13 protein-coding genes are annotated in these 14,726 nt (G+C 47.1%); 5 read left to right on the forward strand and 8 right to left on the reverse strand.

Features of this window, described 5'->3' with window-relative positions:
- Nucleotides 1-135: 135 nt before the first annotated feature.
- The 7 genes from ACLFWI_RS03675 to pgl all read right to left on the reverse strand — a co-directional run bounded on the left by ACLFWI_RS03675 (nucleotide 136) and on the right by pgl (nucleotide 8,240).
- A complete protein-coding gene (locus ACLFWI_RS03675; protein WP_446411786.1) occupies nucleotides 136-708 on the reverse strand; it encodes a hypothetical protein in 573 nt (190 codons plus the stop codon).
- Nucleotides 709-935: 227 nt separating this feature from the next.
- The gene (locus tag ACLFWI_RS03680) at nucleotides 936-3,014 is read right to left on the reverse strand and encodes a dynamin family protein (RefSeq protein WP_446411787.1); all 2,079 of its coding nucleotides are present in this window, start codon (nucleotides 3,012-3,014) and stop codon (nucleotides 936-938) included.
- Nucleotides 3,015-3,115: 101 nt separating this feature from the next.
- Nucleotides 3,116-5,197: a dynamin family protein gene (locus ACLFWI_RS03685; protein WP_446411788.1), complete on the reverse strand. Its 2,082-nt coding sequence runs from the start codon at nucleotides 5,195-5,197 to the stop codon at nucleotides 3,116-3,118.
- A gap of 142 nt (nucleotides 5,198-5,339) precedes the next feature.
- Complete coding sequence (locus ACLFWI_RS03690; RefSeq protein ID WP_446411789.1) at nucleotides 5,340-5,660, reverse strand: hypothetical protein; 321 nt, start codon at nucleotides 5,658-5,660, stop codon at nucleotides 5,340-5,342.
- Nucleotides 5,661-5,856: 196 nt separating this feature from the next.
- Nucleotides 5,857-6,279, reverse strand: a complete 423-nt coding sequence (locus tag ACLFWI_RS03695) for an FHA domain-containing protein (protein WP_446411808.1) — start codon at nucleotides 6,277-6,279, stop codon at nucleotides 5,857-5,859.
- A 241-nt stretch (nucleotides 6,280-6,520) separates the two neighbouring features.
- On the reverse strand, nucleotides 6,521-7,303 hold the full coding sequence (locus ACLFWI_RS03700; RefSeq protein ID WP_446411790.1) for an FHA domain-containing protein: 783 nt from the start codon (nucleotides 7,301-7,303) through the stop codon (nucleotides 6,521-6,523).
- 214 nt (nucleotides 7,304-7,517) lie between these two features.
- Nucleotides 7,518-8,240 (reverse strand): 6-phosphogluconolactonase, encoded by a 723-nt coding sequence (pgl, locus tag ACLFWI_RS03705; protein WP_446411791.1) that lies wholly within the window; start codon nucleotides 8,238-8,240, stop codon nucleotides 7,518-7,520.
- A gap of 204 nt (nucleotides 8,241-8,444) precedes the next feature.
- Between pgl and hpsJ-B the strand changes: the two genes are divergently transcribed.
- The 5 genes from hpsJ-B (at nucleotide 8,445) to ftsY (ending at nucleotide 14,210) form a co-directional block, all read left to right on the forward strand.
- Entirely contained in the window at nucleotides 8,445-9,188 is a 744-nt protein-coding gene (gene hpsJ-B, locus ACLFWI_RS03710; protein WP_446411792.1) for a hormogonium polysaccharide biosynthesis protein HpsJ, read from the forward strand.
- 409 nt (nucleotides 9,189-9,597) lie between these two features.
- On the forward strand, nucleotides 9,598-10,470 hold the full coding sequence (locus ACLFWI_RS03715) for a glycosyltransferase family 2 protein (protein ID WP_446411793.1): 873 nt from the start codon (nucleotides 9,598-9,600) through the stop codon (nucleotides 10,468-10,470).
- A gap of 368 nt (nucleotides 10,471-10,838) precedes the next feature.
- A complete protein-coding gene (locus ACLFWI_RS03720; protein WP_446411794.1) occupies nucleotides 10,839-11,573 on the forward strand; it encodes a DUF502 domain-containing protein in 735 nt (244 codons plus the stop codon).
- Nucleotides 11,574-11,708: 135 nt separating this feature from the next.
- Nucleotides 11,709-12,353, forward strand: coding sequence for a transcription antitermination factor NusB (gene nusB, locus ACLFWI_RS03725; protein ID WP_446411795.1), 645 nt, complete (start codon nucleotides 11,709-11,711; stop codon nucleotides 12,351-12,353).
- A 120-nt stretch (nucleotides 12,354-12,473) separates the two neighbouring features.
- On the forward strand, nucleotides 12,474-14,210 hold the full coding sequence (gene ftsY / locus ACLFWI_RS03730; RefSeq protein WP_446411796.1) for a signal recognition particle-docking protein FtsY: 1,737 nt from the start codon (nucleotides 12,474-12,476) through the stop codon (nucleotides 14,208-14,210).
- A gap of 135 nt (nucleotides 14,211-14,345) precedes the next feature.
- Here the strand turns inward: ftsY and folB are convergent, their stop codons facing one another.
- Nucleotides 14,346-14,720: a dihydroneopterin aldolase gene (gene folB, locus ACLFWI_RS03735; RefSeq protein WP_446411797.1), complete on the reverse strand. Its 375-nt coding sequence runs from the start codon at nucleotides 14,718-14,720 to the stop codon at nucleotides 14,346-14,348.
- Nucleotides 14,721-14,726 lie beyond the last annotated feature (6 nt).

Raw genomic sequence — 14,726 nt, forward strand, 5'->3', positions numbered from 1 at the left:
GTTGCACCCGAATGTGACTAAACCCGCCCTGACACAGGTTTATCGGGGCGGGTTTAGTTAAGTTAGTGGTTTGAGCCGGAGCGTTATCGGTAAAACCCGCCCCTACAATTAACTATGATTAAGCCAGCCAACGCTTTAGGGCTGCTGCGACTCATTCCCTTGACTTGCTCCCACTGCCATCAAATGCTGACGCACTAAATACTCCAACTGATACAGATACGCCACCGTCACCAACCGATACAAGGTGGGTAAGGTAAATAAATCCCTCAATTCATCCCACCACGCCAACGTATCATACAAAGAACCCATCTGAGGGAGGAAGATAATCTGAATCATTTGACTCACCACAAATGCCAGTGTAATCGCCATCCACCCATAGAAGCCTTCCCACCAACTCATCAGTGTGGGGACAATTCCCGTCACTTCAGCCATCTGTTGCGATCGCGTATTGGGAAAGAATCGGTCAAGAACGATGTGCAACCAGTGATGAGTAACCGCGATAATGACAATTGGCGAGAGTAACGTAACAAAATATAACAAAAATCGCCACTTCGGGGCAATCACCATCAGGGAATCACCCAGTTGTAAGATTGAGAGGATAATCCGGATAATCACCGAAATTCCCCGAAATAGCAGAATTAAAAGAACGGCACTTAGCCATGCAGTGGGGTAAGGAATAAAAGGGGGCAAATTTCTCATAGTTGTCATTGGTTATTTGTCATTCGTCATTTGTTTATGTCATTTGTTTGTTTATGTAGGGGCGAAGCATTTGGGGGGCTATCTGATCATACTTGTCCAAAATGTTTTATCCATATCTTCGCCCAACTCCCGTGATGTCGTTGATGGATAAAACGGATCAAATCAGGGCGGGTTTAGTTACATCTGGGTTAAGTCAGAAACGATAGTGGTAAAACCCGCCCCTACACGCTCAAAACTCAACTCGCTTCTACCAACAACGTCTGATACGCCGCCTCAATCCGTTCCACTTCCGATGACACATCTGCCTCTAACTTCTTCAATCGCTCTAATTCTGCCCCATTATTAATCTCATGGGACTCTTTTTGTGCAATTAAATTATCCAACTCTGACTTGCGAGCATTAATATCATCATTCATCCGTTCCGTCACTTCTTGCTCATACACATCAAAACATTCTTTCACCGCATCGTGAATCGGTTGCCATTGTTCTCGTGCGACTTGAGGCAAATATTTGACTAACTCTTTCTTCGCCGCTTTCACCAACTCCTTCCGCGCTTGATCTGCTTGCACAACCCCAACGCCTAACCCCAATAACGCCAATCCCACGGGTCCCAAAACCACCCCTGATACTGCTGTAATCATCGCCCCAACACCCATCACCGTAATAAAATTAAGGGCGATATTTTTCCAATCAAACCCCGCCCCCGCCATGGCTACCCCGGCAATATTTCCTCTTGCTAAGGAAAAGAGTCCGGCTGCCCATTTTGCCCAAGCGGGAGCATTATCTTCTGGGGTTGCACCAATCACCGGAGATATACGTTGTCCGGTTAACTTTTCGGTAATTTTCTCCGTCACTTTAGTATAGGATGCGCCATAACTTGCTGCACTTTTCGATAACTGCAAAAACGCCCCATCCATCTCTTTTTCAGCAATTAAACTCCAGGCAGATAATTTATCATTTATATACCGCTCAAATGCCTGTTGCAATCCAGCTTCAAAGGCTTCGCGTCTCCCTCGACTCAAAAAATCCATAAATCGCAAATCGGGCTGATACTGCATGAAATCAGCTTCAAACGTATTCCCCAAGTTTAAAACATACATGCGGAAGGAATCAGCTACCGCTTTTGCCTTACTATCCCGTACCGATTTAATTTCATCTTGGAACTGCTGACAGATATCATTCAGCTTCTTAAATTCAGGTTCTACCGAATTAATCCGTTCTTTTAACTCCTGAACATCCTGTTCCAGCAACGGAATCCGCCGTTCAATCGCTTCCCGCAGATGACTATACCCTTGACGCGCCAAGGTTCTGGCTTGGCGGAATTCAGCCACGGCGCGTTCGCTGGTCAAAAATGTACTTAATGCGCCCAGAAACTCTGGAAATCCGGTTCCTTCCAGAGAGGCTTGTGGCTGCTTCACTCGTAACCGCAGCGCTTTAATCGCGGAAATCTCAAACACTCGTTCATCATAAATATCATGCCCATCAACTTGACAGTAATCGGCTAAGTTTGCTCGAAATACACGCCGAACTTTATCTTCCGATTCTTCTAATTCTTCGATATCATCCGGATCAATCAAACTTTCGCGAATCTGATCCCAAGCATTAATTAAAAAGAAAACCGATAATCCTCGATCCTTAATGTAATTTTCTAAATAACGGCGTTCCGCCAAGGTACAAGGCTGAGTTGCCCGCAGTACAAATAAAATCGCATGGCAATTATTGATATATCCCAGAGATAACTCGTTCCGGGCTTCGGTATCATTAAGTCCAGGGCTATCGACGATTTCTATACCTTTTTGTAATAACGGTAAGGGATAGTCCACGACAGCATAATCAACATTAGGAAACGCCTGTTTCTTCTGTTGTTCCAGTTGCTTGGCTTCGGCGGGGTCAATCGTGTAGCGGCGCTTAAAACCTTTAAAGTCTATATCTTCTGGTGGTGTCCCATTATTAAAATGAACGGTAACTTTTTTCTCCGCCCCATACCGCAAAACGGTTAATAAGGCGGTACAGGGATTCACATCCGAGGGTAATAAGTTCTCGCCAATTAAGGCATTCAGAAACGTACTTTTGCCCCGTTTCATATCACCCAAAACCAGTAATCTGAATACACCTTGTTGTAAATTTGTACTGGCTCGGCTTAAATCCTCAATATCCCGTTCTAACCCCAAACCGCCAGAGATATCCTTGCCCAGGGTTTCCCCTTGTTCCATAGTTTGGGCGATTTCACCCAGACTGGTGGCGACTTGCGATCGCACTTTAGCAACTCGCTCTAAATTATTCAGGAAACTATCTGTTTCTATTTTGTAACTCATTGTTTGTTTATCCCGTAAGCATTCGTTTTATTCTGTAGAGACGTTGCATGCAACGTCTCTACAAATAGGTGGGCAATTCCCACCCAACCATTCCTTTAAGTTTAACCTGGTACTAATAATAACTCCTCATACACCGATTCAACCTGCCGACATTCAGCTAAAATATCAGCATCTAAACCTCTCAACCGTTTTAACTCAGTTTGCCGATTAATCTCACGAGATTCTTTTTGCTTGAGCAAGTTATCTAACTCAGCTTGACGGGATTGAATATCATCATTAAGGCGTTGAATTACTTCCCGTTCATAACTATCAAAACAATCTTTCACCGCTTGACGAATCGGTTCTTGTTGTTCCTGACTGAGTTGCGGTAAATATTTCACAAACTCTTTTTTCGTCGCTTTAATCACCTCTTGGCGGGCTTGTTCAGCTTGCAGTGCGCCCACACCCAAACCCATCAACGCTAATCCAATCGGATTCCAAAACGTCAGCCCCGTAAAAATTAATAAAAAGCTGCTAATCCCAATTACCGCTAACCAATTAACCAGGATATTTTGCCAATTAAACCCAGCCGCCGCTAACGCCACACCCGCCACATTTCCTGACGCTAAGGAGAAAAACCCCATCGCCCATTTTGCCCAAGTGGGTGACTCCTCGCCTGAATCAACCCGAACTCCCGGCGGTATGGTTTGCCCAATTAACTTCTCAGTCATGGAATCAACAATCTGATTATAGGTTGCGCCATAATTAGCAGCACTTTGGGCAAGTTGGGAAAACCCCTCTTGTAAATACTCCTCCGCCGTGCGTTCCCACTCGGCTAATTTATCCTGAATATACTGCTCAAACCCTTGCTTTAATGCCGCATTAAACGCCTCCCGTCTCTGTTGTTGCAAGAACTCCAAAAAGTCAATTGTCGGCTGATAGCGTAAGAAATCAGATTCAAATGTCTTTTCTAAGTTCAGCACATAAGTGCGAAACGAATCCGCCACCGCTTTAACTTTTGTATCCCGCATCGTCCGAATTTCATCCTGGAATTGATCGCGGATTTGGGTCAATTGCTCAAACTCCGGTTCAACGCCCTGAATCCGTTGTTTTAACTCCTGAATATCTTGGTCGAGTAAGGGAATTCGTCGTTCAATCGCTTCGTGAGTGCGGCTATAAACTTGACGCGCCAACGTTCTCGCTTGGCGTAATTGTGCCACGGCGCGTTCTTGGGTCAAAAAGGTATTCAGCGCCCCTAAAAATGCTGGAAATCCTGTTCCTTCTAGGGAAGCTTCTGAATCTTTTATCCGCCGTCGCAAGGCTTCCAGGGAGGAAATCTCAAACACTCGCTCATCATAGCGATTCTGTCCATCTTTTTGACAGTAGTCACCTAGATAGGTTTGGCATACGGTGCGTAACCGATTTTGGGCTTCTTCAAGTTCATCGGGATCATCCGGATCAATCAATCCTTTGCCGATTTCATCCCAAGCGTTAATTAGAAAGAAAACAGTTAATCCCCGCCCTTTAAGGTAATTTTCTAAATAGCGGCGTTCTTCCAGGGTACAAGGCTGCATCGCCCGAAATAAAAACAAGATAGCGTGGCAGTTGTGGATATAGTTGAGTGATAATTCATTCCGGGCTTCGGTATCGTTCAGCCCTGGACTATCAACAATTTCGATGCCTTTTTCTAAGAGGGGTAAGGGATATTCGACAACGGCATACTCAACGTCGGGAAATGCCGATGTTTTCTCGACTTCGAGGCGTTTGGCTTCGGCGGGATCGATGGTATAGTTTTGCTTAAAACTGGCGAAATCGAGGGATTCTGGTGGTTTATCCCCTTTAAAGTAAACCGTGACTTTTTTTTGCGTTCCGTAGCGCAAAACTGTCAGTAGCGCTGTACAAGGATTCACATCTGCTGGCAATAGGTTCTCACCAATCAAGGCATTGAGGAACGTACTTTTACCTCGTTTCAAGTCTCCCAATACCAGCAGCCGAAATAAGCCCTTCTGCAAATTATCGCTGGCAATCCGGATATCTTCGCTTTCCCGTTCTAGACTCAATTTCCCAGAGGTTTCTTCAGCGTCCAATTCTGCTTGATCTAGCCGTTTGGCGATTTGATTCAGATGCGTCGCCGCTTGATGGCGCACTCTCACCACTCGCTCCAAATCCCTGAGGAAGCTGGTATTATCCACGGTATAGCTCATAGTTTTTTCTGATTCACGCTTTGGGTGAGATGAAGGCAGGTTTGAGTGTGTAGGGGCGGGTTTGACCGATAACGTTCAGGAGAAAACCTCTAACTTAACTAAACCCGCCCCGATCAAATGCAAGAGTTAAATTCCCTGTTCCCTAAGACTTCTTATCGCCTTCGAGGAAAATCTTATAGCCAATAAAGCCAATAACGCCGATAATCATAATCGTCGCGATCGCAGCACTCACCCGTACAACCAGAACCGCCGCCACGACAAAGGCGAAGAACTTACCAAACATCACTAGCTTTCTCCCCCACCGTTGCAGCTTTCCTTCCGGTTGCTCATGCTTAACGGTTTGGTAGAGAGGAGGTTGATTAATTTCCGCTTCCAGTTCGCGTAGTCGGAGTTCTCGCTCTCGTTGGATCAGGTCGTGTTCCCGGCGCTGAAGCTCCCGGTCTTCATTATTGGGAGAAGTCATGTCAGTCCATCCTAGTCTGAGATCGATCACAATAGGTTATGAAAAGGTTAAAAGCCCCTAGCAATTTAGCTGACTCGTATTCACCATAAATTTTCTCTTACTTTAACCTTAGAGCCTCAGCATCTGCTAGATCCGGTGAAAAAACTTGAGGGCAAACTCCCTACACCAGCTCCCCCAGCTCCCCCACCCCCCAAAACTATTCTTGTTGAGTTGGCTGATGTTCAGCATCAACCAGGGTTTCTTTAGATTGATCGAGCATACCTTTACCAGAAGACGTGCGCTTTTTGGCATGAGTTGACGATTCTACATAACGGATGTCGTCATGCAGATGAATCTGAATTTTCGGTCCGGAACTAGCTAGACGGATAATCATCCCATCCACAACAGAAGTCTGGGTAATGCGTTTTCCATCGATATAGGTTCCGTTAGCACCTAAGCTGATAATTCGCCAACCTGAACCATTTCGCCGAAGTTCAACATGGTGACGTGAAACGACAGCGCTGTATAAAATGACATCATTATCCGTAGACCGCCCAATCCGAATCACCGATTCCGATTTAAACGGCCAACTTTGAACAGGTACAGACTGGAGAGGATGCAGCAGGGTCAGAGTAATCACCGGTGTTACATCATTCAAAAACGAGGATTCTTTCGACTGAATACTTCTAGAGATTCCCATGAGTCTAGGAGCTGGATTTTGGCAAGAGCGATTCTCTGCTTAAACAGTTTTTACTCTTGATTAAAGGAGAAAGGAATGCTCGGCAAGTAGTTTACCAACAAAAACTGTCATAGTCACACCTTTTCATTTCAGGCTACCACTGGTTGACATCTCCCTCAGGTTCAGTACATAGGCAAGGGACTCAGGACACTTGAAATAAAAACGTTACCATGTCCCCTTTGCCTAGGCTAATGCGATCGCCTTTGCGTAAGCGATGGCGATCACCTCTCGGTAACGGGGTATGGTTGATGTATGTGCCATTGGCGCTGCCCACATCTTCAAGATAGTAGGTATCTCCCTCGACGCGAATATCTGCATGAACTCGCGAAACAATCTCAGAATTAGGAAAACCTGACACATCAATATCCGGGGGAATCTCATCGTTGGGTTTACCGATATGAATCACACTGATATGGGATGGCAATTCAATTTTGGTCTGGGTTTGTAGGTGCAGCAGATAAACAGACTGCACCTGCAACTGCGTTTTGGCACTACCTGGCGTTGGTGTCGCTACAGGGGGCGGAGGCGGGGCTGTTTCCGGCTCCGGTGGGGCTGGCTTTTCTTCTTCTTCTGTTGTCGTTCCGGATTGACCCACCTGGGTAACGGGTAGCTCAGGAGGGGGATCAGGTTGCGAGTCAGGTAGGGGTGATGGGGAACTCATAGAAAGAGGTTCGGGTTCAATTAGAGGGTCAGGGGGGTCTAAATCGGGTACATCGGGAACCGACACTGGAGCTGGTGTATCTGGGCTTCCCGTTGAGCCACTGGCTTTCAGGTTAAAACCACATTGACCGCAGAAGCTAGCGTCTGTTTGAACTGTTGTACCACAGTTGGGACAACTCATGGTTGCCGGTAAAGGTGTATAGCAGGCTTCGCATTGAGTCGCACCGTCTGGATTTTGGTGATTGCAGTTAGGGCAAACAATCATAAGCTATTCAAGATTCACACATTCAAAATTACCAACAAAAGCGGTTTGACAAAGAATTGTTGTCGAGACGTTGCATGGGTCTCTACTGAGGGCAAAACCGCCGCAATCCTTCGAGTCAGCATCAGCCTTCCTCCTTCATCAAAACACAGTTGACCGTTCTACCTTAATAACTCGTTACATCAGGCTCACGGATTCTCTGTCGTGGAAATGAGCATTAGCCTTTCACAGCTTGACCGGCTTGCTGATCCAAAAGCCACCATAATTCGCCTTGAGGCTGAATCAACCGCGCCGGATAGGTAAAAGGGTCAGCATCAGCCGCGAAGATTTGAGCCAGCGCAGGTTGCTTTTGGGCTCCCGCCACGAGAAACATCACGCAATGGGCTTGGTTAATCAAGGGTACAGTAAAAGTAATCCGAGGTTGACCATCTTTATTGCCCACCGTCACCCGGCGATCGCCAACCTGTAGCGCCTGGGTATGAGGAAATAAAGATGCCGTATGGGCGTCGTCACCAATGCCCAATAAAATCAGATCAAATTGGGGAAACTGATCAGGAGCTACACCAAAGAAATCCCCCAGTTGAGCGTCGTGTTTAGAGGCGTCTGCTTCCGGAGACTCTCCATCTGTAGGCATGGGGTGAATATTCGTGGCTGGGATATCAACGTGATCTAACCAAGCCTGACGCGCCATCGCTTGATTGCTATCCGGGTGATCGGCGGGGACATAGCGTTCATCACCCCAAAAGATATGCAGTTTATCCCAGGGGAGATCCTGGCTGGCTAGGGCTTCATAGAGGGGCTTGGGTGTACCACCCCCCGCTAAAGCCAGGGTACAGCGCCCGGAGCGTTGGATTGCCTCCTGTATCTTCGTGAGGACAACATCACGCGATCGCTGAATCAGCGCGGCTTGATCAGGCAAAACTTCGACAATTTTCTTCATCAATCTGTGATCCTCCGGCTGCAAAGGTAAGTTGGTCTCGCCGACCATTTCGTTGGATAATTGCAGTAGACCCCTAGGGTAATCATGCAAATATCCATGAGTTAATATGGGCAAGTCATACATGAACCCTAATTGTCCCATACCCGATGGGGTACACTCGGTTCTAGGGTAAAAAGCATAATCAGAATGATGAAAAGTAGTACTATGTATTCTTCGTTCGCGGGTTTAGCACTTAAGATAGTCGGACTGATCATGATCCTATCGTCCCTGTTGGATTATCTGATCTTGATTATTCCCTCTCCTGGTGTTAGCCCCCTTGAGAATGAATGGCAGCTTAATTTAACCACCCAGCTCGTTGATCGGGGTGTTATCCCGATGGTGGGAATTGCCTTTTTGGTAACAGGATATTGGATCAGCAATAACAGTGGTGGCTCATTACCTGAGCGAAAATCGTCAATAACGGACTTGAGATTCTGGGCATTTTTACTATCGAGCCTATTGGGTTTACTCTTCCTGTTGCTTGTCCCCTTGCACTTTAACAATGTCCGCATCCAAAGCAATCAAGCGATAGAACAGATTACTCAGCAAGCCCAACAAGCTGAAACCCAACTGGAAACGCAAGTTCAGCAAATTGATACTCTGCTTGAAGATCCACAACAGCTCGAACGACTAGACCAAGCCATTGAAAGCGGTCAAGCTCAAGGAGAGCAACTCCAGCGACTCCAGGCACTCCGAGAACAATTGCAGGCTCTTCGACAAGATCCCGAAGCGATCGCTCAAAGAACAGAGCAAGCTCAGACTCAAATCCGCAGTCGTAGACAAGAACTTGAGCAACGCGCCCGAACTGATGCATTAAAAAGAGGTATCCGCATCGGTTTAAGCAGTCTACTGTTAGCCATTGGCTACAGCATCATTGGCTGGATGGGATTGCGGAACTTGAGCAGTTAATCTGTAAGTCATTGCTATGGGAGCAACAGGCAAAAAGGTTTGAGAACAGTCTCTAAATTGTCAGTTGATAGAGATTTACGATTCAATAGAAGATAAGCTGTTTGGCATTTAAACCTTAATGTTAATAATAGCGAAATCCATGTAGTGCGTTTAGCGAAGCCATGCCGCCGGCTTGGCATCTTGCTCGCTACCCATGCCCAATTTAAATGCATGACAGCTTACACAGAAGCTTCCTAATCACCCATTCCGAGATAACAAATAACCTCTATTCGAGCCAGTTGCCAACTGCTGTAGGTAATCCCCAGTTCTGCTTTTATGTGCCATCGGTTACGATTGGCGTTGAGGCGGATTGGGGTTCTCAATTTCAGCAAACCGTTTTAGCTAGACTCATTTTTTTACAACTTTTGACATGTTCTCGATTTATATCCTCACCTACAACGAAGAACAAGATATTGAAGCGTGCATTCAGTCAGCGCGGCTCTCGGATGACATCATTGTGGTGGATTCGTGTAGTAGCGATCGCACGGTAGAACTTGCCCAACGTTATCCTGTGCGAGTAGTACCCCATCCCTTTGAAAGTCATGGGCGTCAGCGTACTTGGATGCTGGAGAACCTCCCGACTAAGTATGAATGGGCTTACATCCTAGAAGCCGATGAACGGATCACCCCAGCCCTATTTGCTGAATGCCTAGAAGCCATAAAGGACAAGAATTACGTCGGATATTATGTCGCCGAACGGGTGATGTTCATGAATCGATGGATTCGTCACTGTACTCAGTATCCCCGTTACCAACTTCGTTTACTGCGAAAAGGTCAAGTCTGGTTTACTGATTATGGTCATACTGAACGCGAAGTTTGTCATGGATCTACAGGGTTCTTGAAAGAAACCTACCCACACTATACCTGTAGTAAAGGGTTTAGCCGCTGGATTGAAAAACACAACCGCTACTCCACCGATGAAGCCCGGGAAACCTTACGCCAGCTAGAACAAGGCACTGTCAACTGGGGAGCGTTGCTGCTGGGGCGATCAGAAGTAGAACGGCGTCATGCCCTCAAAGATCTGTCGTTACGCTTGCCCTTTCGTCCATTACTACGCTTTCTCTATATGTACCTATTACTCGGAGGCTTCCTGGATGGACGTGCTGGCTTTACCTGGTGTACCTTACAGGCATTTTATGAATATTTAATTACCCTCAAGGTTTGGGAACTCAAAGAGCAACAACTGCCCACTATTGAGGCAACCGATTCCCAACTCTGCTCCGAAAAACTTACTCAAACCTAGAAGAGAGCTAAAATATGATGTTTTCTTCGGTGTCTAGGCAAACAGACGCTTCTTTCGTCGCGTCCCTACTTAGCAATAAGGTTGACAGAAGAGTTTCAGACCCCCCTTGGACAAGCTTAAATAGAGAAATCAATAGTTGCAACAATTCTTAACAAGCTTTACAACTAGAGATAGAACCCTCAACTAGGAGTACTGCTTCACTGGAGCAGCAAAAGGGGGTTGAGCAGGAGTTAGTCCCCCTCAACGACTGGGAAAGCTGGCGGTGATTGCCGTGATCAGATCAAAGTTGCAACAGCTTATACCAGTAATTGAGGGAGCAATAACAGACGTAGACGTTTAAGAGCCATTGTAAGGAGAGTCAATACTCTGTGATCCAACGCTTCAAGCAGGACTTAAAAAACGACCTAATCGCCGGTCTCCTGGTAGTGATTCCCCTCGCTACCACAATCTGGCTGACGATTACCATCGCCAATTGGGTGATCAATTTTCTCACCCGTATCCCTAAGCAACTCAACCCCTATAATAACCTCCACCCCATTTTGGTCAATCTCTTGAATTTACTGGTAGGGCTAACGGTGCCCCTCCTGTGCATTCTACTGATTGGCTTAATGGCACGTAATATTGTCGGGCGGTGGTTGCTGGATTTAGGGGAACGAGTGTTGCAGGCAATTCCCCTGGCTGGATCAGTCTATAAAACACTCAAACAGTTATTGGAAACCTTGCTTAAGGATTCCAGCAGTAAATTTCGACGGGTGATTTTGGTAGAGTATCCGCGTCAGGGAATGTGGGCGATCGCCTTCGTTACGGGGACAGCAACAGGTGAAATTCAAGGCAAACTCAACGACACCATGTTGAATATTTTTGTACCCACCACTCCGAATCCGACCACTGGATGGTATGCTATTGTGCCGGAAACGGAAGTGATTAATCTTTCCATGTCGATCGAAGATGCCTTTAAGGTATTAATATCCGGTGGAATTGTTGGACCGAGTGAATCCTCCATAGGTGTACCCCTGCAGATGCCATACGGCAAGAAGAAGCGAGAGCAACCTCTATCAGATATGCTCCAACAGCAGATGTTACCCACTGAAGAAAGTTCGTAGTGATTAGGGATTGGGGAAAAGGGCAAGAGGGGGACAAAGGACGAAAGACATCGCTAGATTCTCGCTGCTCAAGGGAGCGAGTAGGACAAAGGACAAAGGATAAAGGACAAAGGATAAAGGACAAAGGAAAAAACCATGCAACCTCGCAGAATTGCTCGTGAACTGGCACTTTTAGGTCTCTCTCAGATGTCTCGTGAACCAGAACAGCTTGATGAAAAACAACTGAGTCAGATGGTATTAGTCGCCGTGAGGACTCTCACCGATGAAATTAACGAAGCCTTAGAAACAGCCTCAGCCGAACTCAAACGCGGGAGCGATCGCCTTCTCGGTAGTGAAACCCGTGCCGTCGATGTGCGAAGTTCCCGAACGATGGTGGCTGAAGCCATTGAACTGACTCAGAAGGCGATTAACCGTATCGGTGTCGCCGTAGAAATCCCGGAAATGATTCAGTTGGCTAATCAAGCCGACGTGCGGGCTTATGGGATAGAAATTCTCCAGGCGATTCGTCGTAGGCAAGTTGAAATTGACGAAATACTGGTTAAATCACTTAAAGATTGGCAAATCAATCGCTTACCCCGCATTGACCGCGATATTTTGCGAATAGCGGTGGCAGAAATGGCGTTTTTAGGGATTCCTGATCGGGTGGCTATTAACGAAGCCATAGAACTGGCTAAACGCTACAGCGATCAAGAAGGGCATCGATTTGTGAATGGCGTGTTGCGTCGCGTCACTACCTGCATAAATGAGCCAGAGTCTCCAGCTCTAGAAAAGTTCATATAAGTAAGTCGGTTAGCCTAGGTGAACGAGGATCGTCATTCGTCCTTTGTCCTTTGTCATACTCGCTTCCCTTGAAAAGCAAGCTTAAAACTCAAAACTCAAAACTATTTCTAATTAGGTGCAATGGTATTTAATTGGTTCCGCCGCCAAGTTGGTAAAAGTGCAGCCTCTTCCCAGGAGAAGGAACAGCAGCAAGAGCAGCCGTCAGCAACTCCCCCGGTTGAATCGCCGCAATCGGAGAGTGAGTCTGCCACTCAGGAGCAGTCATCAACGGTTGCTGATGATTATCTGAGCTGGGCAAAAGCCGCTTATACAAATCTGCAAAAGCAGCAACAAGCGCCCTCCGAAGCTGAAACTGAAGCGCCAGAGGTACAACCTGACACGGCTGAATCTGCCCAGGCTGAACTAACAGAGAGTACAGAAGCCACAGGAACTGCCCCGGAAACGGTGGAAACGGTGGAAGCAGAGGAAGCCGGGGGAGCCGGGGGAGCAGAGGAAGCAGAGGAAGCAGAGGAAGCCGGGGGAGCCGGGGGAGAAGAAATTAGAGCGTATGCGAGTAGTATTGCTGTCTCCCCAGAATCTCCGGTTGTAACTGAGGCGGAAACTGACACCGAACAAGCAGAACCTGAAAAAACCGAGGCTCTGACGGCTTCAGATACCATAGTTGAAGCGGAAACTGACACCGAACAAGCAGAACCTGCGGCTACAGCAGAATCAGCGACTGTGCCGATTTGGGCAAGGAAATCAGAACGAGAAGAACGACTCAAACGGCTTGAAGCAACAGCGATTGAGACGCCAGAACCCGAATCAGTCGCCCAATCCGCAACCCAAGCTGAAGCCGAGGCGGATGTCGCCTTTGATGAAGAATTTTTGTGGTCAGCCAAAGTCTTAGCCGCCCAAGGGCGTACCCCTGAGGATGTTTCGGCTGAGGAAATTAGCTGGCTCAAACAGCTGCGCTCTGGACTGGGCAAAACTCGTCGCGGTTTAGTCAACCAACTCAAGGCGATTGTCGGTCAGGGTCCGTTAAATCAAGACGCCGTGATGGAAATTGAGGCGTTGCTGTTGCAAGCGGATGTGGGTATCGAGGCAACGGATTACATTATTGAAACCCTGCAAGCGAGAATGCGCCAGGAAGTCTTGCCTCCTGAACAAGCGATCGCCTATTTGAAACAAATTCTCCGGGATTTACTGGATAAACCCTGTCGCGAGTCTTACGGTTCCACTTTTTTCCCGGAAAAAGATACCCTGAATATCTGGTTGATGACTGGGGTGAATGGTGCGGGAAAAACCACCACGATTGGCAAACTGGCTCACTTAGCTAATAAATCGGATTACAAGTGTTTGATTGGTGCTGCCGATACCTTCCGGGCGGCGGCGGTGGAACAGGTGAAGATTTGGGGAGAACGCAGTAGCACAGAGGTGATTGCTAATCCGGGCAAGAATACTGATCCAGCCGCTGTGGTATTCGATTCAATCACAGCCGCTCAAGCCCGAAACACAGAATTGCTTTTGGTAGACACCGCAGGGCGTTTGCAAAATAAGAAAAATCTGATGGAGGAATTGGCGAAAATTCGTCGGATTATTGACAAAAAAGCACCTGAGGCGAAGGTGGAATCGTTGCTGGTATTGGATGCTACCCTTGGTCAAAATGGTTTGCGTCAAGCTGAGGTGTTCTCGGAGGCGGCAAAACTGAGTGGTGTGGTGTTAACTAAGTTGGATGGTACGGCTAAAGGCGGTGTGGCTTTGGCGATCGTGCAGCAATTGGGATTGCCGATTCGGTTTATCGGTGCTGGGGAAGGGATTGAAGATTTACGTCCGTTCTCAAGTTATGAGTTTGTGGAAGCATTATTGAGTGGATGATGGGAATTGTAAGGAACAAACACCTTTAGTCCTCGTGTAGGGGCGACCCGCTTGCACTCATTAAAAACTCCATTCCACTCAATTTGTCGGGTCGCCCTCTCCTCAACCCTCGATTTTGTACAGACGCTTCTTTCATCACGTCTCTACATGATCGGTCTTCGGTCTAGTGATATCAATCGTAATTGTGCCGCCAAAGTCAGGGATAGGAGCAGCCGGTTTACTCAGCCGCACTCGTACTCGCTCTACTCTATCGAGCTGTAACAGAGCCTCGGCGATCGCGCTGGCTAATTTTTCCACTAAGGAAAACTTAGAGTTGGCGATCAGTTGCTTAACCTTGTCAATGGCTTGGCGGTAATCCAGAGTGTCTTTAATGTCGTCACTCTCACTGGCGGCAGCTAAATCTAGCCATAACGTGAGATCCACTTCAAACCATTGTCCAAGTACCCGCTCTTCTGGTAGATAACCCGTATAGCCGTAAGACCGAATTTTATTGACCTGTATACAATCCATTGACAA

It is taken from the genome of Coleofasciculus sp., from assembly GCF_046539235.1.
Classification (GTDB): Bacteria; Cyanobacteriota; Cyanobacteriia; order Cyanobacteriales; family Coleofasciculaceae; genus Coleofasciculus.

Excerpts from the sequence above, each read along its gene's own strand:
- ACLFWI_RS03715 (WP_446411793.1), top strand. The coding sequence starts at position 9,598 with ATGTTCTCGATTTATATCCTCACCTACAACGAAGAACAAGATATTGAA.
- ACLFWI_RS03700 (WP_446411790.1), bottom strand. The coding sequence starts at position 7,303 with ATGATTGTTTGCCCTAACTGCAATCACCAAAATCCAGACGGTGCGACT.
- ACLFWI_RS03680 (WP_446411787.1), bottom strand. The coding sequence starts at position 3,014 with ATGAGTTACAAAATAGAAACAGATAGTTTCCTGAATAATTTAGAGCGA.
- nusB (WP_446411795.1), top strand. The coding sequence starts at position 11,709 with ATGCAACCTCGCAGAATTGCTCGTGAACTGGCACTTTTAGGTCTCTCT.
- pgl (WP_446411791.1), bottom strand. The coding sequence starts at position 8,240 with ATGAAGAAAATTGTCGAAGTTTTGCCTGATCAAGCCGCGCTGATTCAG.
- ACLFWI_RS03685 (WP_446411788.1), bottom strand. The coding sequence starts at position 5,197 with ATGAGCTATACCGTGGATAATACCAGCTTCCTCAGGGATTTGGAGCGA.
- ftsY (WP_446411796.1), top strand. The coding sequence starts at position 12,474 with ATGGTATTTAATTGGTTCCGCCGCCAAGTTGGTAAAAGTGCAGCCTCT.
- ACLFWI_RS03675 (WP_446411786.1), bottom strand. The coding sequence starts at position 708 with ATGACAACTATGAGAAATTTGCCCCCTTTTATTCCTTACCCCACTGCA.
- folB (WP_446411797.1), bottom strand. The coding sequence starts at position 14,720 with ATGGATTGTATACAGGTCAATAAAATTCGGTCTTACGGCTATACGGGT.
- ACLFWI_RS03690 (WP_446411789.1), bottom strand. The coding sequence starts at position 5,660 with ATGACTTCTCCCAATAATGAAGACCGGGAGCTTCAGCGCCGGGAACAC.
- hpsJ-B (WP_446411792.1), top strand. The coding sequence starts at position 8,445 with ATGTATTCTTCGTTCGCGGGTTTAGCACTTAAGATAGTCGGACTGATC.